At 72.6% G+C, this 21856-nt stretch carries 20 protein-coding genes and 1 pseudogene; 13 read left to right on the top strand and 8 right to left on the bottom strand.

The genetic code is table 11. From position 1 onward, the window contains the following. Positions 1 to 5: 5 nt before the first annotated feature. Entirely contained in the window at positions 6 to 860 is an 855-nt protein-coding gene (locus AB0C22_RS18025) for a GDSL-type esterase/lipase family protein (RefSeq protein WP_357535965.1), read from the bottom strand. A 200-nt stretch (positions 861 to 1060) separates the two neighbouring features. Here AB0C22_RS18025 and AB0C22_RS18020 point away from each other — a divergent pair, with 200 nt between their 5' ends. The 7 genes and pseudogenes from AB0C22_RS18020 to AB0C22_RS17990 all read left to right on the top strand — a co-directional run bounded on the left by AB0C22_RS18020 (position 1061) and on the right by AB0C22_RS17990 (position 6676). Beyond that, the gene (locus AB0C22_RS18020) at positions 1061 to 1324 is read left to right on the top strand and encodes a DUF6343 family protein (RefSeq protein ID WP_357535963.1); all 264 of its coding nucleotides are present in this window, start codon (positions 1061 to 1063) and stop codon (positions 1322 to 1324) included. A 12-nt stretch (positions 1325 to 1336) separates the two neighbouring features. Next, positions 1337 to 2749, top strand: a complete 1413-nt coding sequence (locus AB0C22_RS18015; RefSeq protein ID WP_357535961.1) for an NADP-dependent succinic semialdehyde dehydrogenase — start codon at positions 1337 to 1339, stop codon at positions 2747 to 2749. 102 nt (positions 2750 to 2851) lie between these two features. Then, the gene (locus AB0C22_RS18010; protein WP_219469416.1) at positions 2852 to 3817 is read left to right on the top strand and encodes a TIGR03885 family FMN-dependent LLM class oxidoreductase; all 966 of its coding nucleotides are present in this window, start codon (positions 2852 to 2854) and stop codon (positions 3815 to 3817) included. A gap of 37 nt (positions 3818 to 3854) precedes the next feature. Then, positions 3855 to 5432 (top strand): Na+/H+ antiporter, encoded by a 1578-nt coding sequence (locus AB0C22_RS18005; RefSeq protein ID WP_357535959.1) that lies wholly within the window; start codon positions 3855 to 3857, stop codon positions 5430 to 5432. Beyond that, a complete protein-coding gene (locus AB0C22_RS18000; protein WP_357535957.1) occupies positions 5432 to 5689 on the top strand; it encodes a UBP-type zinc finger domain-containing protein in 258 nt (85 codons plus the stop codon). The genes AB0C22_RS18005 and AB0C22_RS18000 overlap by 1 nt, the downstream gene beginning before the upstream one ends. 121 nt (positions 5690 to 5810) lie before the next feature. After that, positions 5811 to 6302 (top strand): annotated as a pseudogene (locus AB0C22_RS17995) (snapalysin family zinc-dependent metalloprotease); the annotation flags it as partial. Between the two features lie 218 nt (positions 6303 to 6520). Beyond that, complete coding sequence (locus AB0C22_RS17990) at positions 6521 to 6676, top strand: hypothetical protein (protein ID WP_357535955.1); 156 nt, start codon at positions 6521 to 6523, stop codon at positions 6674 to 6676. Between the two features lie 245 nt (positions 6677 to 6921). On the opposite strand, the gene AB0C22_RS17985 is transcribed toward AB0C22_RS17990, so the two are convergent. Next, on the bottom strand, positions 6922 to 7347 hold the full coding sequence (locus AB0C22_RS17985; RefSeq protein ID WP_357535954.1) for a hypothetical protein: 426 nt from the start codon (positions 7345 to 7347) through the stop codon (positions 6922 to 6924). Positions 7348 to 7479: 132 nt separating this feature from the next. Then, on the bottom strand, positions 7480 to 10089 hold the full coding sequence (locus AB0C22_RS17980) for a glycoside hydrolase family 9 protein (RefSeq protein ID WP_357536113.1): 2610 nt from the start codon (positions 10087 to 10089) through the stop codon (positions 7480 to 7482). A gap of 254 nt (positions 10090 to 10343) precedes the next feature. On the opposite strand from AB0C22_RS17980, the gene AB0C22_RS17975 reads away from it, so the two are divergent. Continuing rightward, a complete protein-coding gene (locus tag AB0C22_RS17975; RefSeq protein WP_208568967.1) occupies positions 10344 to 11069 on the top strand; it encodes a protein phosphatase 2C domain-containing protein in 726 nt (241 codons plus the stop codon). 78 nt (positions 11070 to 11147) lie between these two features. Here AB0C22_RS17975 and hrpB read toward each other — a convergent pair whose 3' ends face one another. The 3 genes from hrpB to AB0C22_RS17960 are packed head-to-tail and all read right to left on the bottom strand — an operon-like array spanning position 11148 to position 14776. Beyond that, a complete protein-coding gene (hrpB, locus tag AB0C22_RS17970; protein ID WP_357535952.1) occupies positions 11148 to 13664 on the bottom strand; it encodes an ATP-dependent helicase HrpB in 2517 nt (838 codons plus the stop codon). 25 nt (positions 13665 to 13689) lie between these two features. Then, the gene (locus tag AB0C22_RS17965) at positions 13690 to 13890 is read right to left on the bottom strand and encodes a DUF397 domain-containing protein (protein WP_208568965.1); all 201 of its coding nucleotides are present in this window, start codon (positions 13888 to 13890) and stop codon (positions 13690 to 13692) included. Positions 13891 to 13930: 40 nt separating this feature from the next. Next, positions 13931 to 14776, bottom strand: a complete 846-nt coding sequence (locus AB0C22_RS17960; protein ID WP_208568964.1) for a helix-turn-helix transcriptional regulator — start codon at positions 14774 to 14776, stop codon at positions 13931 to 13933. A gap of 142 nt (positions 14777 to 14918) precedes the next feature. Here AB0C22_RS17960 and AB0C22_RS17955 point away from each other — a divergent pair, with 142 nt between their 5' ends. From AB0C22_RS17955 to AB0C22_RS17945, 3 genes are read left to right on the top strand one after another with little or no spacing between them, the layout of a single operon-like run. Further along, positions 14919 to 15545, top strand: coding sequence for a GPP34 family phosphoprotein (locus AB0C22_RS17955; RefSeq protein WP_208569071.1), 627 nt, complete (start codon positions 14919 to 14921; stop codon positions 15543 to 15545). Positions 15546 to 15598: 53 nt separating this feature from the next. Further along, positions 15599 to 17119: an APC family permease gene (locus tag AB0C22_RS17950; protein ID WP_357535950.1), complete on the top strand. Its 1521-nt coding sequence runs from the start codon at positions 15599 to 15601 to the stop codon at positions 17117 to 17119. Next, positions 17116 to 17709 carry a GNAT family N-acetyltransferase gene (locus AB0C22_RS17945; RefSeq protein ID WP_219469434.1) on the top strand — a complete coding sequence of 198 codons (594 nt, stop codon included), beginning with the start codon at positions 17116 to 17118 and terminating at the stop codon, positions 17707 to 17709. The genes AB0C22_RS17950 and AB0C22_RS17945 overlap by 4 nt, the downstream gene beginning before the upstream one ends. 292 nt (positions 17710 to 18001) lie before the next feature. On the opposite strand, the gene AB0C22_RS17940 is transcribed toward AB0C22_RS17945, so the two are convergent. Continuing rightward, a complete protein-coding gene (locus tag AB0C22_RS17940) occupies positions 18002 to 18826 on the bottom strand; it encodes a SigB/SigF/SigG family RNA polymerase sigma factor (protein WP_208568961.1) in 825 nt (274 codons plus the stop codon). Positions 18827 to 19206: 380 nt separating this feature from the next. Here AB0C22_RS17940 and AB0C22_RS17935 point away from each other — a divergent pair, with 380 nt between their 5' ends. Continuing rightward, on the top strand, positions 19207 to 19980 hold the full coding sequence (locus tag AB0C22_RS17935) for a hypothetical protein (protein WP_357535947.1): 774 nt from the start codon (positions 19207 to 19209) through the stop codon (positions 19978 to 19980). On the opposite strand, the gene AB0C22_RS17930 is transcribed toward AB0C22_RS17935, so the two are convergent. Then, entirely contained in the window at positions 19929 to 21518 is a 1590-nt protein-coding gene (locus AB0C22_RS17930; RefSeq protein ID WP_357535945.1) for a phospholipase D-like domain-containing protein, read from the bottom strand. The genes AB0C22_RS17935 and AB0C22_RS17930 overlap by 52 nt on opposite strands. Positions 21519 to 21653: 135 nt before the next feature. On the opposite strand from AB0C22_RS17930, the gene AB0C22_RS17925 reads away from it, so the two are divergent. Continuing rightward, positions 21654 to 21782 carry a hypothetical protein gene (locus AB0C22_RS17925; RefSeq protein ID WP_255597954.1) on the top strand — a complete coding sequence of 43 codons (129 nt, stop codon included), beginning with the start codon at positions 21654 to 21656 and terminating at the stop codon, positions 21780 to 21782. Positions 21783 to 21856 lie beyond the last annotated feature (74 nt).

The raw sequence follows: 21856 nt of genomic DNA, 5'->3' as shown, positions 1-21856 counted from the left end.
GTGGCTCACAGTCGCCAGCCGGCCGCCGGGAAGGTCGCGTCGGCGAGCCGGTTCTGCCCGGCGACGTTGGGGTGGAACCAGTCCAGCGCGTTGACCTCGTCCAGGCTGAACCGCACCCGGTGCACCGCGCCGCCGTCGTAGCGGCACCGCGACCCGTACGCCCGGCAGGCCGCCTTGAGTTGGCTGTTGTACGCGTCGATCCGTTCGGCGAAGCGGGTCCGGCGGTCCCGGTCGGCCTTGGCGTCCGAGGTGGGGTTGGCCAGCAGGGCCGGGCAGATGCCGGTCTTCCAGATCCGCACCGCGCGGGACTCGGTGTGCCCGATCTCCCAGAGCCGGTTCAGGTCGGGGACGCTGGCCACCAGCACCCGGGCCTTGGGGCGGCCCTCGCGCAGCACCCGCAGCGCCCGGTCGACCTGGCTGCGGAAGGTGGCCGTGGAGGTCATCGCGTCGATGTCGTCGCGGCAGGCGTCGTTGGCGCCGATCAGCACCGTCACGTAGTCGGCCTTGTCCTTGACGGCGGCGCCGGCCTGCCCGGCGAGGGCCTCGGCACGGGCACCCGGCACGGCGTGGTTGCGGGCCCGGTTGCGGATCGACGCGTCGGCGTCGAGCAGCCGCCGGTAGTGGCTCTCCACCCGGATGCCGTCCCCGGTGGACCAGGAGTTGCGTTGGCACGAGGTGAGCACCAGGCAGGAACCGAAACCGGTGGTGATCGAGTCACCGAGAGCGGCCATCGTGGTGGGCAGGCCGGTCGGTGTCGACCCGCTCTTCGTCGGGCGGGGCGACGCCCCGCCACCCTCCTCGCAGGCGAGCGCGACCAGCGCGAACAGGCAGGCCACGGCGGCGACCCAGCGTCGAGGCATGCGTCTTCCCCCGGTCAGACAGCGCAGAGCGACAGCCCGGTCACTCTACGGGCCAGGTGCGGTGCTACGGCCCGGTCGTGTCGACTTCCGGGCAGATTAAATAGCTGGAAACATGAATCTGGTACGAGTGTGTAAGACACCCGTCGTGATCCGGGCGTCGGGGCCGGTTAACGGTGTCCGTGCCGGGGTAGCCCCAGACGATGACGAGATCGCAGCCCCGGCGTGCCCGTGGCACGGTCGGCCACGCCTACAGCGCGTTGAACCTCCGACTGACGCTTGCCCTGTTCGGCCTGGTGAGCATGGCCGTCTTCGCGGTCGGCGCGTTCTGGGCCGGGCTGGCCTGGCTGGGTGTGCTCTGCGCGCTGTTCGCCGTCGTGGCGGTCGTCGACCTGGTCGTCATCCAGCGCCGCCGTGCCGCCCGCCGCCAAGAGCAGCCGGGCGCGCGGCACTCACTCTTCGAGTGACAGGAGTACGAGATGCCCATCGCCACCACCAACCCCGCCACCGGGCAGGTGCTCAAGTCGTACGAGCCGATGTCGGCCGAGCAGATCGACGCCGCCATCGACCGGGCCGACCTGGCGTTCCGGGACCTGCGCCGCACCACGGTCGCCCAGCGGGCGCAGTGGATGAACACCGCCGCGGACCTGCTCGACGCCGAACGCGACGACACCGCCCGGCTGATGACCACCGAGATGGGCAAGACCTACACGGCAGCGAAGGCCGAGGTCACCAAGTGCGCGACCGCCTGCCGGTTCTATGCCGCGCACGCGGAACGGATGCTCGCCGACGAGCCCGCCGACGCCGCCGCGGTGAAGGCCAGGCGGGCGTACGTCCGCTACCAGCCGATCGGGGCGGTGCTCGCGGTGATGCCGTGGAACTTCCCGCTCTGGCAGGTGCTGCGGTTCGCCGCGCCGGCCCTGATGGCCGGGAACACCGGCCTGCTCAAGCACGCCTCCAACGTGCCGCAGACCGCGCTCTACCTGGAGGACGTGTTCCGCCGGGCCGGCTTCCCCGAGGGCGCGTTCACCACCCTGCTGGTCGGCTCCGACGCCGTCGACCGGATCCTCGCCGACCCCCGGGTCCGGGCGGCGACGCTGACCGGCAGCGAGGGCGCGGGCCGCTCGATCGCCCAGATCGCCGGCCGGGAGCTGAAGAAGACCGTGCTGGAGCTGGGCGGCAGCGACCCGTTCGTGGTGATGCCCTCGGCCGACCTGGACCGGGCCGCCGAGGTGGCCACCACCGCCCGCTGCCAGAACAACGGCCAGTCCTGCATCGCCGCCAAGCGGTTCATCGTGCACACCGACGTCTTCGACGCCTTCGCCGGGAAGTTCGCCGCGAACATGGCCGCGCTGCGGGTCGGCGACCCGATGGACGCCGACACCGACGTCGGCCCGCTGGCCAGCGAGAGCGGCCGGGACGAGATCCACGCCCAGGTGCAGGACGCGGTGGCGCACGGCGCGACGGTGCTCTGCGGCGGCGAGAAGCCGACCGGCGACGGCTGGTTCTATCCGCCGACCGTGGTCACCGACCTGAACCCGCAGATGCGGATGTGGGCCGAGGAGGTCTTCGGGCCGGTCGCCGGGCTCTACCGGGTGTCGTCGTACGACGAGGCGGTCGAGGTGGCCAACGGCACGCCCTTCGGGTTGGGCGCGAACGCCTGGACCACCGACCCGGCCGAGCAGGAGCGGTTCGCCACCGACCTGGACGCCGGCAACGTCTTCGTCAACGGCATGACCACCTCGTACCCGGAGCTGCCCTTCGGCGGGGTGAAGAACTCCGGCTACGGCCGGGAGCTGTCGGCGCTGGGGATGCGGGAGTTCTGCAACACCAAGACCGTCTGGGTGGGGGAGGGTGCCGCCACCGCCGGGGCCGGCGCGCACGCCGAGTGACCCCGCGTCGCCGCCACCCGGGCCGGGCGGCGGAAGCCTGCGCCGGCCAAGTCGGCGGGGGTGAGCTTTAACCGGGCACCGTCATGGGTACGGAAGGACGCCATGACGGTGTTCGGCTTCCACGCCTCCCACGAGCAGATCCATCCGAGTCGCCTGCTGGAGGCGGTGGTGCACGCCGAACGCGCCGGATTCGACGCCGCGATGTCGTCGGACCACTTCTCGCCGTGGAGCACCCGGCAGGGCCAGTCCGGGTTCGCCTGGTCCTGGCTGGGGGCCGCGCTGCAGGCCACCGGGCTGCCGTTCGGGGTGGTCAACGCCCCCGGCCAGCGCTACCACCCGGCGATCATCGCGCAGGCCATCGGCACCCTCGGCGCGATGTACCCGGGCCGGTTCTGGGCGGCGCTGGGCACCGGCGAGGCGAGCAACGAGCACATCACCGGCGACGGCTGGCCGCGTAAGGACGTGCGTACCGCCCGGCTGCGGGAGTGCGTCGAGGTGATCCGGGCGCTGCTGGCCGGCGAGGAGGTCAGCCACGACGGCCTGGTCCGGGTGGACCGGGCGAAGCTGTGGACCCGGCCCGAGGAACCCCCGGCGCTGATCGGGGCGGCGGTCAGCGTGGCCACCGCCCGGTGGTGCGCCGAGTGGGCGGACGGGCTGATCACCGTGAACGCGCCGACCGCGCACCTGCGCGAGATGATCGACGCCTACCGGGACGCCGGTGGGCGGGGACCGGTGCACCTGCAGGTGCACGTGAGCTGGGCGCCGGAGCAGGCCGAGGCGGAGGCGATCGCGTACGAGCAGTGGCGCAGCAACATCTTCCCGCCGCCGGTCTGCTGGGACCTGGACACCGCAGAGCACTTCGACGCGGTCAGTGAGCGGGTGCCGCTGGAGCAGGTCACCGAGGTGGTGAACGTGTCGTCGGATCTGGGCCGGCACGTGGGCTGGCTCGAGGAGTACCTGTCGCTGGGCGTCGACCAGATCGCCCTGCACCACGTCGGGCAGGAGCAGCGCGCCTTCATCGACACGTTCGGCGCGGAGGTGCTGCCGAAGCTGCGCGCCGCCGGGTGATCACCCCGGCCGGGTCGTACCCCTAGGCTCGTACCCCATGGAAGCTCTGTTCGAGGTCGTGGTCTTCCTGGCCATCGCGACCTTCGGTGCCGCGCTGGCCCGCAAGCTGGGCCTGCTCGCGCCGATCCTGCTGGTGGTGCTGGGCCTCGGGCTGTCCTTCCTGCCGGGGTTCCCGCACGTCCGGCTCGACCCCGACCTGGTGCTGGTGGGCATCCTGCCGCCGCTGCTCTACGTGGCGGCGTTGGGCACGTCGGTGCCGGCGTTCCGGCTCAGCCTGCGGCCGATCCTGCTGCTCGCGGTGGGTCTGGTCATCTTCACCGCCTTCGTGGTGGGCACGGTGGTGCACCTGTTCCTGCCCGACCTGCCGTACGCGATCTGTGTGGCGTTGGGTGCGGTGGTGGCCCCGCCGGACGCGATCGCCGCGACCGCGGTGGCCCGGCGGGTGGGTCTGCCCCGGCGGGTGGTGACCATCCTGGAGGGGGAGAGCCTGGTCAACGACGCCACCGCGCTGGTGCTGCTGCGGGTGGCGATCGTCGCGGCCACCGCCAGCGCCGGCTCGGTGAGCTTCGGGTACGTCGCGCAGGAGGTGGTGGTCGCCACCGGCGGCGGGGTGCTGGTCGGGTTGCTGGGCGTGGTGGTCTTCGGCTACCTGCACAAGCGGACCACCGACCCGCTGCTGGACAACGCGCTGTCGCTGATCGTGCCGTTCGCGGTGGTCTTCGCCGCCGAGGAGATCCACGCCTCCGGGGTGGTGGCGGTGGTGGTCACCGGGTTGGGGATCGGCCACAAGATGCCGCTGCTGCTGTCGGCCGCCTCCCGGTTGCAGACCGGCGCGTTCTGGCGGCTGGTGCAGTTCCTGCTGGAAGGGCTGGTCTTCCTGCTGGTCGGCCTGCAACTGCCCGAGGTGCTGCGGGATCTCGACGAGCCGACCGGGCGGCTGGTGGGGATCACCGCGGCGGTGCTGGCGGCGGTCTTCCTGACCCGGTTCGTCTGGGTCTTCCCCGCCACCTACCTGGCCCGGCTGGTGCCCCGGGTCCGGCAGCGCGACCCGGGCCCGCCGGTGCAGTTTCCGATCGTCATCGGCTGGGCCGGGATGCGCGGGGTGGTGACCCTGGCCGCCGCGCTGGGTCTGCCGCTGACCCTGGCCGGGGAACAGCCCTACCAGCGGGCACTGTTCATCTGGCTGGCCTTCGCGGTGATCATGGCGACCCTGCTCGGCCAGGGCGCGACCCTGCCGTGGCTGGCCCGCCGGTTGAAACTGCCCCCGGACGACCCGGTGGCCGACGCGCTCTCCGCCGCGACGGTGCAGCAGCAGGCCGGGCGGGCGGCCCGGGAGAAGCTGGACGCGTTGGCCGACGGTGCGCCGCCGGCCGTGGTGGAGCGGTTACGCGGGCTGGTGCAGAGCCGCACCAACCTGGCCTGGGAACGGCTCGGTGGCAGCGACCGGGAGACCCCGTCGCAGGCGTACGGTCGGCTGCGGCAGGAGATGATCGACGCCGAGCGGGAGGTCTTCCGGGCCGCCCGCGACGAGGGACGGATTCCCGAGGAGGTGCTGGTGCGGGCCTACCGTGACCTTGACCTGGAGGAGTCGTTGTTGCGACGGGAGAGCGACTGATGAGCTGTGCGCACCTGACCGGGGCGGGGACCGCCGAGCCGACCGTCACCGACGCCTGCCCGGAGTGCGTGGCCGTCGGCAACGACAACTGGGTGCACCTGCGGTCGTGTGTGGAGTGTGGGCAGGTGGGGTGCTGTGACTCGTCGCCGTACCAGCACGCGACCAAGCACTTCGAGTCGACCGGGCACCCAGTGATGCGCTCGATCCAGCCGGGGGAGTCCTGGCGCTGGTGCTTCCTCGACGAGGAGATCGGCTGACCGGGTGGCTGAAGCGGGAGCGGCTGGGCGGGTGGTCGCGGCGGTATGACGTAACCGCTATTCGACCCGGGTCCGACCGACCACATAACATCGGTGAACTTCTATCGATGGAGGTCGGATGATTCGACGACGACAGTTCTCGCGTACCGCCGGGACCCTGTTGGCGCTGGTGCTCGCGGCGACCGGCGCGGTCACCTCCGTCGGCACCACCGCGTCGGCGGCCGTCCGGACGGTCTACTACGACGCGAGCCGGGCCGGCGAGTTCCGCACCAACTTCGACCAGGCCGCGACGATCTGGAACAGCTCGGTGGGCAACGTCCGGCTGGTCGCCCGCACGCCCGGCAACATCACCATCTACGTCGACACGGGCTGGCCCCGGGCGCAGACCACCAGCCTCGGCAACGGTCGGGTCTGGATGGGCACCCAGGCCGTCGACCAGGGCTACGACCGGACCCGGATCGCCACCCACGAGATCGGCCACATCCTCGGCCTGCCGGACAACCGGACCGGCCTGTGCACCGACCTCATGTCGGGCAGCAGCGCCCCGGTCTCCTGCCGCAACGCCAAGCCCAGCGCCGCCGAGGCGTCCCGGGTCAACTCGCTGTTCGCCGGAGGGTTCGCCGCACCGGACGTGGACGCCAGCTACGTCTGGACCGGCGGCGACGTCGCCGTGCCCGCCGCCGTCAGCGGCCTGCCCGGCTGAGTCCGGCCGGGTTCGAGCGCCCGCCTGTCGTGCCGTGACAGCGGGCGCTCGGCCCTGCTCGGCCCTGCTCGCCGCCGCGGCGGTGGGCCAGCAGGAGCGAATCCCGCAGACGAGAAATCGTGCCGAGGTTGCCGCGCTACCCAAGCGGGACGTCCTGGAGTTTCTGGTCCGACCTCTACGCGACGGCCTGCCGCTGGTGGTCGTTGCTGCTGGTCGCTGTCCTCGACGAGGCCAGGCTGAGCCACTCGGGCGTAGCGCTGATCGTCACCCTGCGTGAGCTTTAGGTGAGTATGACTGTCCTGGAACACGTATGCCTGTCGGTCATAAATATGACGGACAGGCATATACGTCTCGGGCCAAGGTGTGGGTGGAGGAGACGTGCATGCCCGGCCCGTAGCAGTCAGGTCTCGGTTGACCGCACGCTGTCCCGCCCGACTTGCCCGCACCAGACGGAACCGCTCGGACGGCAGTCCACCGCTCGGATCGCACTGCACTGCGCGGCTGGCTGGGGTAGGGCGCGAGGGGATGGTCAGGGTGCGGGGTGCTGGCGCAGCGCGGCGATGAACCAGTCCACGACGGGGGTCAGTGTGGGGGGTGGGGTCCAGCCGTTGACCGTGGCGAGGAGTTGGAAGTAGCGCTCGGTCCGGGGGTCGTTCGCGACCTCCAGGCGGGCCAGTAGCGCGCTGCGGTAACCGGCGTCGTCGACCCGGTCGAAGACCTCGCCGTACGCGGCGACCAGCGCGGCCACCACGTGGCCGGCGCGGGGCGACTCGGGGGTGATGCCGGCGGCGCGGGCCAGCTCGACGGTGTCGCGGACCCGGAAGGTGAGGTCACGGACCATCGCCACGACCTCGGGGTGGGCGTCGCCGACGGTCTCGTCGACGAATTCGTGGACGATGCGCCGACGTTCGGCGTCGGAGATCGTGGTCAGCTCGGGCATGGAACTCGTCTCCACTACTGGACCGGAGGGACGTCACGGGTGGGGCGTGGTGAGGGCTTGAGGGGGAGCGCCGGGCGGTCGGGGGACGACCGCCCGGCGCGCTCGGGCCCCGGGTGGCAGCCCGGGGCCCGAGGGTGGGAGTGCCGGTCAGGACACCGTGCAGGCGACGCCGTTGACGGTGATCAGGTCCGGCGACGGGTTGGCCAGCGTGCCGGTCTTGGCGAGCAGACCGAAGGTGATGCCGGCGCCCGGCGCGATCTTCGCGTTGTACGACTCGTTCTTAGCCGTCACGGTGGCCCCGGACTGGGTCACCTTGGCCGTCCACGCCTGGGTGACCTTCTGGTCGCCGTTGTAGGCGTACCGCAGGGTCCAGCCGTTGATCGCGGTGTCACCGGTGTTGCGCAGGACGACCTGGGTGTTGGAGCCGTCCGGCCAGGTGCCGTGCACCTGGTAGCTGACCGCGCAGGTGCGCGGGGCCACCGCCTTGGCCTCCCCCTGGTCGGCGAGGAACGACGCGAGCCAGGCCAGCGCCGAGTTCCAGTTGACCGCCACCTCGTTGGTCGAGTACGAGTTGATGTCGTCGACATAGCAGAACATCGGCGCGCAGTCCTTGAGCAGCTGGGCGACGAACGGGTCCTGCAGGGCGGCGTTCGGGCCACCGGCGAGCGAGCCGACCGGCGGGTTCGGCATGGCCGGGTTGAGCTGGTTGCCGAAGATCCGGCTGTGCTGGTTGCGCGCGTTCTGCTCGCCCCAGCCGGTCACGTACGACATGTTCAGCGCGTTGCGGCCGAGCAGGTAGTCGGTCGCCTGCACGGCGCCGTCCCGGTACTTCGCGTCCCGGGTCAGGTCGAACGCGGTGGCCAGCACGACCATGTTGTTGATGATGTTGCTGTTGCTGCCCCAGACGTAGCTTGCCGCCTCGCCCGGCACCGGCAGGCCGTACGCCTGGGCGTGCAGGGTGGTCAGGTAGTTGTCGGCGGCGGCGGTCACCGAGTCGCGGACCCGGGTCTTGTCGGCGGCCGGCAGGCCGTTCGGCACGGTGGCCAGGTCGAGCCGGCCGACCGCGCCCACGCTCTGCCAGCTGAACGCGCCGCCCGTGGCGAACACGTCGCCGGTGTGCTGGGGCGAGGCGGTCAGGTCGTCCAGGTACGCCTTCTTGCCGGTGGTCAGGTACAGCTCCACGGCCGCCCAGTAGAACTCGTCGGTGACGTTGGTGTCGTCGTACGCGCCGCCGCCGATGCCGTCGTTCGGGTCGGCGTAGACCGCCGGGTGCGCCTTCGCGGCGGCGTACGCGCTCGACGCGGCGGTGCCGCAGCGGGCGGCGAACGCCGCGTCGTACGGGGCGAACAGGCGCTGGCACTGCGCGGCGACGGCAGCCAGGTTCAGGGTGGCGGCGGTCGTCGGCGGGTGCAGCTCACGCGGCTGGGCGTCGTCCTGCGGGGCGAGCGGCAGGCCGGTCCACGCCTTGTCGTGGATCTTGTGGTGGACCATCCCGGACAGCGGCTTGCCGTCCGGCACCTGCATCCGGAGCAGGAACTCGATCTCCCAGCGGGCCTCGTCGAGGATGTCCGGCACCGCGTTGCCCCGCTCGGGCACCCGCAGCGTCGAGTCACCCAGTGCGGCGCCACCGGCGGCGGTCTCCGCCGTCTTGGTCCGCTCGAAGGCGCTCAGCAGCTGGTAGGCGGCGATACCGCCGTTGACCACGTACTTGCCGTGGTCGCCCGCGTCGTACCAGCCACCGCGCACGTCCAGCGAGTAGTCGCAGACGCCGGGCTGGCAGGGCACCTGCGTGTCGCCCTGGTTGGGGGCCACGCCGAGGTGGCCGGCCGGGCGGGCGTACTCCTCGCCGATCAGGTCACCGTCGATCTCGATGCCGCTGCGCTGGGCGTAGAAGAACTGCATCGCGTCGGCCCGCAGCCGGTCGTAGAGGTCGCCGGAGATGTCGAACGGGTGACTGGTCTCGCCGTCGGCGACCAGCGTGTAGCCGGTGCCGGGCGTGCGGAAGGACGAGAAGTCGACGGTCTGCACGTTCTGCCCGGAAGCGGCGTCGACCCCGCGCGGGGTGCTCTGGCCGCTGGCGACGACCGTGCCGGCGGCCGACTTGAGCTGCCAGGGCAGCGCCCCGGTCGACTCGGTCACCACGGTGGCGTTCTTCGGGCCGCCGGGCAGGTAGCCGACCTGGTTGACCCGGACCCGGGGGCCGGTGTCCGGCACGTACGGCGGGGCGGCCTCGCCACCGCGCAGCGAGACGTTGTCCAGGCAGATCCGCTGCTCGGCGGCGGCCCCGCCGACCTGGAAGATGAGCTGGGCGTTGGGGTTGTCGTCCGGGACGGTGAACGTCTGCTCGACCCGCTTGCTCGTCGGGGCGGCCACCGCCGGCACGCTCGCGTACGACGTGTAGGGGGCGCTGCCGAGCTGGAGCACGGCGTTGACGCTCAACCCGGGGGTGGCGGAGATGTCGAAGCTGAGCTTGTATTCGGCCCCGGCGTTGAGCCGGACCCCGTCGTGGCCGATGCCGGCGTCCCACGGGTTGGCCAGGCCGGCGGGGACGGTGACGCAGAGCCGGCCGTCGACGACGTCGAGCGGGCCGGTGCCGTAGGAGAACCAGGGCGAGACGCCCTCGCTGAAGTCGCCGTTGCTGATCTGCTCGGGCGCGTCCGGCGGGACTTCGGCGTGGGCCACGCCGGTGCCGGCGCCGGTGAGGATCAGGGTCGTCGCTGCCAATACCGCGAGATGCCGCCGACGTCGTCGGGTCAGGATCACGGGATTCCTTTCCGGGCGGAAGGACAGTGGTGGGGTGTGCCGTAGATGGTCATCACTGGGAGCGCTCCCAGCTATCAGCCAGATGTTTCCAGCGCGTCTCGTCCCTGTCAATCGATTCGACTGGATGACCTTCGGGCTGGTCGCAGCCGTCCGGATCGACGCCTGCGGTAGTGAGATTCGCCGCGCCACGCGCAGTCGTCCTGATCTCCTAGAGACAACAACGCCCTCCGCCTGGCAGGCTGCCACCCATGACCCTGAAGCTTCGTTCCGTCGGGACGAGCGACCGTGGGCTGATCCGCAGCGGAAACCAGGACGCCCTGCACTCCGGTGCCTGGCTCGTCGCCGTCGCCGACGGCATGGGCGGGATGGCGGCCGGCGACCTGGCCAGCCGGATCGCCATCGACGCGGTCGCCCCACTGGACGTGGAGACCCCCGAGGACGCCCTGGTGGCGGCGTTGCAGACCGGCATCGAGCTGGCCACCGCGCGGATCCACCAGGCGGTCGAGGAGGACCGGGAGCGGCAGGGCATGGGCACCACACTGACCGCCCTGCTCTTCTCCCGCACGGGCAGCTGCCTGGCGCTCGCGCACGTCGGTGACTCCCGGGCCTACCTGTTCCGCGAGGGCACCCTCAAGCAGGTCACCCGGGACGACACCTTCGTCCAGATGCTGGTCGACCAGGGCGTGATCAGCCCCGAGGAGGCGTCCAGCCACCCCCGGCGGGCCGTGGTCACCCAGGCGTTGCAGGGCGAGCAGGTCTCCCCGTCGTACGCGACGATGGTGCCCCGGGCCGGTGACCGCTGGCTGCTGTGCAGCGACGGCCTCTCCAACGTCGTCCGCCTGGAGACCCTCACCGAGGTGCTCCGGGAGACCCCCGACCGGGAGGCGTGCGCCCGCCGCCTGATCGACCTGGCGCTGCGGGCCGGCGGCCCCGACAACATCACCGTGCTCATCGCCGACGTCGTCGACGAGTGACAGCTCCGCCGCCCTGCGGCGTCGGCTCGGCGTCGTCCGGCGGTGCGTCGGCCCGGCGTCGTCCGGCGGTGCGTCGGCTCAGCGTCGGCGGTGCGTGGTGTGCCGGGTCGGGGTGGCCGTGGTCGGGTCCTCCGGCCAGGGATGGCGCGGATAGCGCCCGCGTAGTTCCCCGCGCACCTGCGGGTAGCCGGTGCGCCAGAACGACGCCAGGTCGGCGGTGACCGCGACCGGCCGGCCCGCAGGGGAGAGCAGGTGCAGCAGCACCGGCACCCGACCGTCGGCCAGCCGGGGCGCGTCCGCCCAGCCGAACGTCTCCTGGAGTTTCACCGCCAGCACCGGCGCCGCCGGATCGGCGTAGTCGACCCGGACCCGGGAGCCGCTGGGCACCTCGATGCGTTCCGGGGCCAGCTCGTCCAGCCGGCCCGCCTGCGGCCAGGGCAGCAGCCGACGCAGCGCCCCGGTCACGTCGATCCGGGCCAGGTCGGCACGGCGACGGGCGGCGGCCAGCTCCGGCCCGAGCCACCGGTCGGCGGCGGCGAGCAGCGCGGCGTCGGAGACCTCCGGCCAGTCCGCCCCCAACGCCTGCCGGCAGAACGCCAGCCGCTGGCGCAGCGTCCGGGCCGCCGGGGTCCAGGTCAGCAGGTCCAGGCCCACCTGGCGCAGCCCGTCGGCGAGGGCGGCGGCCAGCAGCTCCGACGCCGGCCGGGCCAGTGGGCGGCTGACCAGCTCGATCGCCCCGAGCCGGGTCACCTGCCGGGCCAGCACGTCGCCGTCGACCCAGCCGACCTCGCGTACCTCGGTCAGCAGCGGACCGCCGACCTCCCGGGCGGTCGCCTCGTCGACCGGGGCGGCCAACCGGACCCGGGCGGTCGGTGCGCCCGGCGACCGGTCGGCGACGGCGACGGCCAGCCAGTCCGTCCCGGCCAGCGCCGACCCGGCCGCCAGCTCCGCCCCGGTCCCACCCGCCATCAGGTACGACGTCCCGCCGGCCCGGCGCAGCCGGGCCAGCCGCTCCGGATAGGCCAGCCCCACCAGCAGCCCCGCCGCCAGGTCGTCCGGCAGCCGTGCGCCGATGTCGCCCCGCTCGGTGGTGGCGGGCAGGGCGGCGCGCAGCCGGCGTACCTCCGCACGCCAGCGGGCGGTGGCACCGGGATCGGTGTCGTCGCGCAGCCGCCGCCACCCGGCGGTGAGGTCGTCGTGCCGCCCGGCCAGTCCGTCCTCGGCGAGCAGGGCGACCAGTTCGGCGGCCCGGTCCCGGCCGACCCGGGCGGCGCCGTCGAGCAGGGCGCGACCCAGCCGGGGGTGGGTGCCGGTGGCGGCGATGGCCCGTCCCCGGGCGGTCACCCGACCGTCGGCGTCGATCGCGCCGAGGCTGGTCAACGTCTCCCGGGCGACGGTCAGCGCGGCGGGCGGCGGTGCGTCGGGCAGTGCCAGGCCGACGCCGTCGGGGCTGCCCCAGGCGGCCAGGTCCAGGGCGAAGCCGGTCAGGTCGGCGGTGGCGATCTCCGGCTCGGGCTGGGCGGCGAGCCGGCCGTGGGCGGCCTCGGACCAGCAACGGTAGACCACCCCCGGGGCCTGCCTGCCGGCCCGCCCGGCCCGCTGGGTCGCCGCGGCCCGGGACACCGCCACGGTGACCAGTGCGCCCAGCCCCCGGGACAGGTCGGTGCGGGCCACCCGGGCCAGGCCCGCGTCGACCACCACCCGGACCCCGGGCACGGTCAGGCTGCTCTCCGCGACGGAGGTGGCGAGCACCACCCGACGTCGTGCGGCCGGGCGCAACGCGGCGTCCTGTGCGGCGGCGGGCAGCCGCCCGTGTAGTGGCAGGACGGCCACCCGGTCGGTCAGGTCGGCCAACCGGCGGGCCACCGCCCCGATCTCGCCCGCCCCGGGCAGGAAGACCAGCAGGTCGCCGTCCTGCTCGTGCAGGGCCCGCCGGACGGTGGCGGCGACGTGGTCGAGCAGCAGCGGATCGACCCGTCCCGCGCCCGGCGGCGCGACCGGGCGCGGCGGCGGCGTCCAGACCCGGGCGACCGGGTGCAGGGCGGCGTCGGCGCGGACCACCGGGGCCGGCGTGTCGCCGCCGAGCAACGCGGCGAACCGGTCCGCCTCCGGGGTCGCCGACATGGCCACCAGCCACAGCTCGGGCCGCAGCGCCGCGCGGGCCTCCACGGTGAAGGCCAACGCGAGATCCGCGTCGAGCTGCCGCTCGTGACACTCGTCGAGCAGCACCGCGTCCACCCCGGGCAGCTCGGGGTCGCGCAGCAACCGGCGGACCAGCAGGCCGGTGGTGACCACCTCGATCCGGGTGGCCGGGCCGACCCGGCGGTCGCCGCGCACGGCGTACCCGACCCGGTCGCCGACCCGCTCGCCGAGCAGGTCGGCGATCCGTCGGGCCGCCGCGCGGGCGGCCACCCGGCGGGGCTGGGCGACCAGCACCCGACCGGGCACCCCGTCGGCCACCGCGAGCGGCGCGAGGGTGGTCTTGCCGGTGCCGGGCGGGGCCACCAGGACCGCGCTGCCGGTGCCGGTCAGCGCCCGCAGCAGCGGTGGCAGCGCCGGCCGGACCGGCAGGTCGAGTGGTACGTCACGGAGCACGGCTGCCACTGTGGCACGCCGGGGGTCAGCCCGGTCGTACCGCCTCCATGCCGGTGACGAAGGCTGTCCAGGCGTGGGCGGAGAAGACCAGCGCGGGACCGCACCGGTCCTTGCTGTCGCGCACCGCGATCCGGTCGTCGGTGGTGGCGATCTCCACACAGTTACCGTTGCCGCTGCTGCGGCTGCTGGTCCGCCAGTCCATCATGGACAGAGGCAGCGCCTGCATTCCCATACCTTCCGTTCCCCCCGGGCGTGCCGCAATGCGATCACGCAAAGTGACGAGCAGCCTCCTCCAGGCGGGCCAAAGACGCCGCCGGATCCAGTGCCATCCGGCACAGCTCCTCGTGCACAAGGGTATACCCGCGCACGTGTCCCGCTTCCTCCAGCGCCAGACCCAGCGTGAGATTGTCCAGGTAAACCACGGAATTGTCGGCCGCGTCGGCAAACGTGATGATCACGTACGGAGTGCTCATCGCCGGGTGCCCGCCGGACGCGAACGGAAGTACGTGGCATGTCACGTTCGGTGACTGGGCGATCCGGGCCATGTGGGTCAGCTGCTCCGCCATGACGGCCGGTCCGCCCACCGGGCGCAACAGCACCGCCTCGTTGAGCACCACCGACAGCTCGACCGGAGGAGACTCCCGGTGCAGCACCTCCTGCCGGCGCAGCCGGGCGGCCACCTTGCGTTCCAACCCCTCCTCGCCGGCCGTACGGCGGAACATCTCCCGGGCGTACGCCTCGGTCTGCAACAGGCCGGGGACGGACTCCGCCTCGTAGGTGCGCAGGCTCTCCGCCTCCGCCTCGAGGCCGACGTAGAACTCGAACCACTCCGGCAGCACGTCGCTGTAGTTCTGCCACCAGCCGCGCTGCTGCGCGCCCCGGGCGATCTCGATGAGCGCCTCGGCATCGACGCCGGTCACCTCGTAGAGGGCCAGGGCGGCGCGGACGTCACGGGGTTTGATCCCGATCTGCGCGTTCTCGATCCGGGACAGGTTGCTCTTGGACATGTCGAGTTGGCGGGCGGCCACGTCGAGCGTCATGCCCGCGCGTTCCCGCAGTTGGCGGAGTTCACGGGCGATGCGGCGGCGGCGAACGGTGGGGCTGGCAGTCACCCTCCGAGTCTGTCACGACAAGATCCGCAGGTCGCATGAGTACGGAGTGCAACCATCGAATCTGGGAGTTGCAAAGCTGGAGGTCTGGGGGCATCCTGTCACCCGGCGTGGATCACCTGTGGACAATGCGTTGGAGGCTCGTTTGCTGATCGCCGACGAGTTTTTTCTGATTGCGCACAACGACAGCCGGGGCAAGGCCAAGCTGCATCCGAGCGCCACCGGCCTCGGTCTCGCCGCCGGTCTGCTGGCCGAGTTAATCCTCTTCGGACAGATCACCGTCTCGGGTGGACTGGTCAGCGTGATCGACCGGCGTCCCCCGGCCGACGCGCTGGCCCACACCGTGCTCGACCAACTGATCGGTGAGTCGCAGCACCAGGCGGTGCGCACCTGGCTCGCCTTCCTGGCCCAGTCGTCCACCACCTCGGTGGGGGAGCGGCTGGCCCGTGCCGGGGTGCTGCGCCGGCAGGAGAACCGCCGGCTGCTGCGGACCACGGTCAGCTACCTGCCGATCGACCTCAACGCCGCAGCCTGGCCGGCGACCCGGCTGCGGGCCCTGGTCGAGCGGCCGGAGCAGCCCCTGGTGTCGGACACCACGCTGCTCGGGCTGGTGGCCGCCGCCGGGCTGACCCGCGAGGTGCTGTGGAGCGCCGGCCCGCGCGCCCACCACCGACTGGCCACCCTCGTCCAGTCGCTGCCTCCGCCGCTGAAGGAACTCGTCGTGCACACCGAGGCCGCGGTCGGCGCCGCGGTGCTGCGCGGCATCCCCTGATCTCGCCGCGCCACCACCTTCCCCCTCATCTCCCCCTCTTCCGGAGCAGCCCCATGCCCCCCCATCCGACAGTCGTACGACCAAGCAACGTCAGTGACGCCCTGGCCCGTGGCCGCCTCGGCGTGCCGTCGGTCATCTTCTTCGTGCTCTCCGCCGCCGCCCCGCTGACCGTGGTGGCCGGCGTGGTCACCACCGGTTACGCGGTCACCGGCATCACCGGGATGCCGCTGGCCTTCCTCGCCGTCGGCGCCGTGCTGGCGCTCTTCTCCGTCGGCTACGTGGCGATGGCCCGCCGGGTGGAGAACGCCGGCGCGTTCTACGCCTACGTCGCGCGTGGCATCGGCCGGCCGGCCGGCGTCGGCGCGGCCTGGGTCGCCCTCATCGCGTACAACGCGCTCCAGGTCGGTCTGTACGGCGCCATCGGCGCCGCCGCCGCGCCGGTGCTCGGCACCCTCTTGGGCGTCGAGCCGCACTGGGCCGTGGTGGCCCTGGTGGCCTGGGCGCTGGTCGCCTTCCTCGGCCTGCTGCGGGTGGACGTCAACGGCAAGGTCCTGGCGGTGCTGCTGATCGCCGAGATCGTGGTGATCGTCGTGTTCGACCTGGGTCAGCTCAGCAACCCGGCGGGCGGCACGACCAGCTTCGCCGCGCTGGCCCCGTCCAACCTGCTGGTGCCGGGGGCGGGTGCGCTGCTGGTGCTCGCCATGACCGGCTTCGTGGGGTTCGAGTCCTCGGTGGTGTTCAGCGAGGAGAGCAAGGACCCCAAGCGGACGGTGCCGCTGGCGACGTACCTCTCGGTGGCGATCATCGCTGGGCTCTACGCCCTCTCCTCCTGGTCGATGACCGTGGCCGTGGGGCCGGAGAACATCTCCGCCGCCGCCGGTGAGCAGAGCATCGAACTGATCTTCAACCTGGCTGCCGCGCACCTCGGCGACACCGCCGTCACCATCGGCCAGGCGCTCTTCATGACCTCGGTGCTGGCCGCGATGATCTCGTTCCACAACACCACCGCCCGGTACGCCTTCGCGCTGGGCCGGGAGCGGGTGCTGCCGGCCGCCTTCGGGCAGACCTCGCCCCGAACCGGGGCACCCCGGGTGGCGTCGCTGGCGCAGAGCCTGCTCGGCCTGCTGGTGATCGTGCTGTACGCGGTCAACGGCTGGGACCCGGTGGTGCAGCTCTTCTACTACGCCGGCACCGGCGGTGGCTTCGGCGTACTGCTGCTGATCGCCACCACCAGCGTCGCCGTGATCGTCTACTTCGCCCGGTCCGACACCTCGGAGTCGCTCTGGCGGCGGGCGATCGCCCCGGCACTGGCCACCGTCGCGCTGGCGGCCGTCGTCGCGGTGGCGGTGACGAACTTCGCCACCCTGCTCGGCGTCGCGCCGGACTCGCCGCTGCGCTGGATCATCCCGGGGGTCTACCCGGTGGCCGCGCTGATCGGCTTCCTCTGGGGCATGGTGCTGCGGTCCAACCGTCCCGATGTCTACGCCCGGATCGGGCGCGGCGCGGAGAGCGCGGCGACCTCACTGTTCGACCCGCCGGTGGACGGCCCGGTGCCGGTGGAGGCCCGGCGGTGAACACGGTCACCGTCGAGCGACTCGACGCCGCCGACACCCGGCTCGTCGCCGAGCGGATCGCCGAGGCGTTCCTGGTGCTCCCGGCGACCCGGTGGCTGGTGCCGGACGAGGCGAAGCGGGAGGCCGTCTTCGCCGACAACTTCGAGATCCTGGTCGACCACGCGATGCGGCACGGCCTGGTCTTCGGCACCGCGGACCGGGACGGGGTGGCGGTCTGGCTGCCGCAGGTCGGTGGCGATTCGCCGGCCCCGGTGGACTACGACGACCGGCTGGCCGCCGCCTGTGGTGAGTGGACCCCCCGGTTCCAGCACCTCGACGAGCTGTTCGCGGCCAACCATCCGCATCCCGACCACCACCACCTGGCGCTGCTGGCCGTCCGGCCGGGGCGGCAGGGCCAGGGGCTGGGTACCGCGCTGCTGCGGCACCACCACGCCTGGCTGGACGACCATGGGGTGCCCGGCTACCTGGAGGCGAGCAGTGAGGCCGGGCGGGACCTCTACGCCCGGCACGGCTACCGGTTGCGGGAGGTCTTCCGACTGCCGGACGGCACGCCGTTCTATCCGATGTGGCGGGACCCGGCGGCCGGCTGACCGGACCGACGAGACCGTGGCCCCGACGCACGCGCGTCGGGGCCACGGCTTTTCCGCTTCGGAGCCACGCCGCGCGGAGTCGGGCGCGGCACTTCCTACGTCGGGTACGGCGGTTGCGGAGCCGGGCACGGCGCTTCCTACGTCGGGTACGGCGGTTGCGGGTCGGGCCACGGGGTTGCGGGGTCGGGCACGGCGGCTCCGGACATGGGGAAGGCCCGGCCGGCGAACCGCCGGCCGGGCCTCGTGGTCGTGGCCGTCACCGACCCGCCGGGTCGGTGACCGCCGCCACCCCCTAGTAGGTGCCGTCGAGCTGACCGCGCAGCTTGGTCAGGGCCCGGGCGAGCAGCCGCGACACGTGCATCTGCGAGACGCCGATCTGGTCGGCGATCTGCGACTGGGTCAGGTTGCCGTAGAAGCGCAGGGTGAGGATCTTCTGCTCGCGCTCGTCGAGGGTGGCCAGCGCGGGGCCGAGGGCGACCCGCAGCTCGGCCAGCTCGAACTCGTTGTCCTCGCCGCCGAGCATGTCGCCCAGTTCGGTGGCCCGGTCGCCGTCGCCGGTCGGGGTGGACAGCGACACCGCGTTGTAGGCGCGGGCACCCTCCAGGCCCTCCAGGACCTCCTCCTCGGTGATCTTGAGGTGGGCGGCGATGTCGGCGACCGTCGGCGAGCGGCCGAGGGTCTGCAGCAGCGAGCTGTTGGCGTCGGAGATGGCCAGCCGCAGCTCCTGGAGCCGGCGGGGCACCCGGATGTCCCAGGTGCGGTCGCGGAAGTGCCGCTTCAGCTCACCGATGATGGTCGGGATGGCGTAGCCGGCGAAGTCGACACCGCGCGTCGGGTCGAACTTGTCGATCGCCTTGATCAGGCCGACGGCGGCGGTCTGGGCCAGGTCGTCGGTGGGCTCGCCCCGGCCGCTGTAGCGGTGGGCCAGGTGGTTGGCCAGCGGCAGCCAGGCCTCGATCGCCCGGTCCCGCAGCGCGGCCCGCGACGGGTGGTTGGCGGGCAGTGCGGCCATCGCGTTCAGCAGGTCGGCGGCGCTGTCGGTGAGGGCGCGCGGGTCGAGCTTCTCGGTGGTGGTCGGCGTGGTGGTCGCCTGCTCGCTCATGGTTGACGCGGTCATTGGTGGTCCTCCCTGCACCTCGTCCGCGGAAAAAGGCGTGACGCTTTGGTTTAGCTTCAGATGGGCCGTTCGGAAGCCACCATAGCCTGATCGGTGAAGGGAAATCTAGCCGAAAGGCTGATGTACTTAAGTGATTTTGCTTCACCAAAGCCCCGAAACGGTCATAGATTACCGATGACGGTGATCCCCACCACGCAACGTCGTCCGATCCGGGGACCGGAGCCGGCACGGCCCCGCCGGGTCGCCCCGCCCGGCCCACCGGTGGACCGGTCCGTCGACCGGGAGCCCGACACCACGGTGCCGTGTCGGGTTTCCGTCCTTGTCCCGCCGCCGAGCCCGCCCGTACCGTCGCGGGGACCACCCCGTACGGAGGAAACACCGTGCTCGACCCCGCGGACCCGCAACTCGTCGTCGACAGCCGGACGCTGCACTTCAGCTGGCTGCCGGCCGACCCGGACGCGGTCGCCGCCCTGGTCCCCCCGGGCCTGCGCCCCCGGCCCGACCGCCAGGTCTTCATGAACCAACAGGTCGTCGAGGACGCCGCCCAGACCTCCGGCTTCGGCGCTTACACGCTCACCTACCTCGGGGTGGCCCTCGCCGGGGTCGACGCGCCCGACGGGGTGACCCCCGGCGGCTGGTGGACCCACTACGTCACCTGCAGCCCCCGGGTGCGTGACTACGCCGCCGCCCGGGGCGCCCCCGCCGTGCTGGGGCGCACCACCCTGCGGGTACGCGGTGACGTGCTGGTCGCCGACACCGAGATCGGCGGCGCCCCGTTGATCCGGACCCGGGCCCGGGTCGGCCAGACCGGCCACGAGATACGCGCCGGACACCACCGCTACTTCACCCTCCGCGACGGCGACCTGGTCAGCGGCGTCTACCCGTACGTGTCGGAGCCGGTCAGCCCCTTCGAGATCGAGTCGGTCGAGTTCTTCGACCCGGTGCACCCGAGCTACGCGCTGCGCCCGGAGAACCCCCTGCTCATCGTCGGTGGCTGCTACGCCCCGCGTACCTCGTTCGCCTACCCGGGCGGACTGACCCGGTATTCCCCGCCGCCCCCGGCGACGTCAGCCACCGCACCCGCCCGGCCCGCGTCGGAGGCTCACCAGGTGCCCTTGCGCCGGGCGTGCAGCGGCCTGCCGTCGGGGTCGTAGACCAGCCGGTAGGCCGGCAACGCCCAGAGCCGGGTGTACCAGGGCAACCGCTCGGGCCGGTGCGGACGCAACCGGCCCGGTGGCCGGGGACCCTGCCGACCGGTGTCGTACCACCGTTGCAGGGCGTCGGCGGTCGAGGTGATCGCCGCCACCGCGTCGGCCGGATTCAGCAGGTCGACGTCGTCGGCCCCGTCCGGATCGCGGTCCAGGTGCTCACGCCACAACCGCAGCCGCAGGTCCCGGGCGAACACCCGGGCACCGTCACCCTGACCCGCCGGGTCGGCGGGGGCCCTCGGGTCGCGGGTGTCGTCGAGCACCGCGCAGGACAGCTCGCTGTCGTGCGTCCAGGACCGGCGGTTGAAGTTGTCGCTGCCCACGCTCGCCCAGACGTCGTCGACCACGCAGATCTTGGCGTGTACGTAGACCGGCTCGCCCGCCCGGTTCTCCACGTCGAAGACGTGCACCCGTTCCGGGGCGGCCCGCTCACACAGCGACAGCGCCTGCTCCCGGCCCACCATGTTCGGCGGCAGCGCCAACGCGCCGTCGACGTCCGGATGACGCGGCACCACGGCGACCAGGTGCAGGTCCGGATTGGCCCGCAGCGCCTCGGCGAACAGCTCCGCCACCTCGGTCGACCAGAGGTACTGGTCCTCCAGGTAGATCAGCCGGCGGGCCCGGCGTACCGCCTTGGTGTAGCCGCGGGCCACCGTGCGCTCGCCGTCCGGCGCGAACGCGTAGCGGGGGCGGACCGCAGGATAGGTACGCAGCACCTGGATGCGGTGCGGCCCGCAGGGCGGCTGGTCGGCCGGCTGGGCGGGCAACGGATCGGGGCGGAGGTCGGAGCCGCGCAGCCGGTCCCGCAGGTAGGCCAGCGGGTTCTCCGAGTCCAACGGCATCGGATCGGTCCACCGCTCGCGGAACGTGGTGTCCAACGCACCGACCACCGGCCCCCGGACGGCGAGCTGCACGTCGTGCCAGGGCGGGCGCGGGCCGTACCGGGGTGACATGGCCAACGGCTGCGGGTCGCCGTGGTGGTCGGCGTCGTCGCGGCGGCTGTGGCACAGGTCGATCCCGCCGGCGAAGGCGACGTCCCGTTCCGGCGCGTCGGGGTGGCGCAGCACCACCAGCTTCTGGTGGTGCGACCCGCCCCGCCTCACCCGCTGGTCGAGCAGCACCTCACCGCCGGCGGCGTTGACCGTCTCGCTCAGGTTCCGGTTCTCCGCCTCGCTGTAGGACAGCGCGTCGAGGTGGGAGCGCCAGAGCAGCCCCTTGACCACCACGCCACGTTGGGCGGCCTGCGCGAAGAGTTGGGCCACCGTCGGGCCGTCCGGGCGCATCCGTTCGTCCGGGTCGCCCCGCCAGTCGGTGAAGAAGAGGTGGTCACCCGCGCCGAGGGCCTCCACCGCGCTGACCAGGTGGTCGAAGTACGCCGCACCGTGAATCAGTGGCTCGGCGAGGTTTCCGGTCGTCCAGACGGGTATCCCCGACACCGGGTTGGCGCGTTCCTCAGCGGTCAGGAACCAGTCCTCGATCGCCACGCTCCACCTCCCGAGGTCGACGACGTCCTCACGGTAGGACCCCCGCCGCGAATGCGCATTCCGGGTAGCACGACAGACGCCCGGACGGTGGCCTACCGCACCCCGTAGAGCCGCGAACGCCGAGGAGGCACCGCAATGCCCGCCGAGACGACGAATTCCGCGACCGAGGACCGTACGCAGGCGGTCGAGAGCGAACGCGGCGCGATCCTGGCGGTGCTGCTCATGGTGATTCTCGGGGTGGCCGGGATCTTCGCGGTCTCCTGACGGCCGCCACCCACCTGCCACCACCGCCCGCCCCGGTCCACCGGAACGGACACCGGGAAAAGGACACCTCGGCG

The sequence above is a fragment of the Micromonospora sp. NPDC048894 genome (assembly GCF_040649765.1).
GTDB lineage: Bacteria > Actinomycetota > Actinomycetes > Mycobacteriales > Micromonosporaceae > Micromonospora > Micromonospora antibiotica.
The sequence above is the reverse complement of the archived record's forward strand: the minus strand, read 5'-3'. Positions and strand labels throughout refer to the sequence as shown.